The organism is Agrobacterium sp. 16-172Ci (genome assembly GCF_053522725.1).
In genome coordinates, this window is record NZ_JBNWBW010000063.1 from 1 (window position 1) to 1,270 (window position 1,270).

1 protein-coding gene is annotated in these 1,270 nt (G+C 57.4%); it reads left to right on the forward strand.

Features of this window, described 5'->3' with window-relative positions; all coding sequences use genetic code 11:
* The first annotated feature begins 62 nt into the window (after positions 1–62).
* A protein-coding gene (locus ACQZ40_RS25685) for an IS3 family transposase (protein ID WP_448748910.1) occupies positions 63–1,252 on the forward strand; the annotation gives its coding sequence in 2 pieces (ribosomal slippage) (positions 63–324 and positions 324–1,252; 1,191 coding nt in all).
* Positions 1,253–1,270 lie beyond the last annotated feature (18 nt).

Genomic DNA, 1,270 nt, shown 5'->3' on the forward strand with positions numbered 1-1,270 from the left:
TGACCTGCCACTGAGAATTTCCTCCAGATTGGATTAGAGTCCGGCCCATCGAGGACGGACTTATGAAGAAGCAGAGATTTACGGAAGAGCAGATTATTGGGGTGCTGAAGGAGCAAGAGGCTGGCGTTAAGGCGGCTGATCTTTGCCGCAAGCACGGGATTTCCGAGGCGACCTTTTATAATTGGAAGGCCAAATATGGCGGCATGGAAGTGTCAGAGGCCAAACGTTTGAAGGCGCTTGAGGACGAGAATGCCAAGTTGAAGAAGCTGCTCGCCGAGCAGATGCTGGATACAGCCGCACTCCGCGAGCTTCTCTCAAAAAAGTGGTAGGGCCTGCCGCCAAGCGTGAAGCTGTCACGCATCTGAAGGCCGTCATGGGTCTTTCGGAACGGCGGGCCTGCCAGATCATATCTGCGGACCGAAAGACGATCCGTTATCGATCCTCTCGACCGCCGGAGGTCGAGTTGCGAGCGAAGCTGCGCGATCTGGCCAATGAGCGCCGCCGGTTCGGCTATCGTCGATTGTTCATCTTGCTTCGACGAGACGGAGAGCCGTCCGGTGTCAATCGCATCTACCGGCTCTATCGCGAGGAAGGTCTTTCCGTGCGCAAGCGGAAAGCCAGGCGGCGTGCCGTCGGCACGCGTGCCCCGATCCTCGACGAAGCAAAGGCGAATGCTCGCTGGTCACTGGATTTCGTCCACGATCAATTCGCCTGCGGCAGGCGCTTCCGCATCCTCAATGTAGTCGACGATGTCACACGCGAATGCCTGGCGACGATCCCGGACACATCGATATCAGGTCGCCGTGTCGCGCGGGAGTTGACGACGCTCATCGAGCGACGAGGCAAGCCTGGCATGATTGTCTCAGACAACGGGACCGAACTGACCTCGAATGCCATCCTTGCCTGGTCGAAGGATCACAAGGTCGAGTGGCATTACATCGCGCCGGGTAGGCCAATGCAAAACGGTTATGTTGAGAGTTTCAACGGCCGGATGCGCGACGAGTTGCTCAACGAGAGCCTGTTCTTTGGTCTCGACCATGCCCGCAGCGCCATTGCGGAATGGGCTAACGATTACAACAATTTCCGGCCGCACTCATCACTCGGATACCAAACCCCGGCGGACTATGCCGGGATCATCGCCGCAACCGGCTCCAACGCTACGCAATATGAAAGCTTCGCGTTTCCGCCGGTTGCTCCCACCACGCCATTTGGCTTATCAAAAACAGCCGAGGCTCTAATCGCAGCCGGATGAAACTTCAGTGGCAGGTCA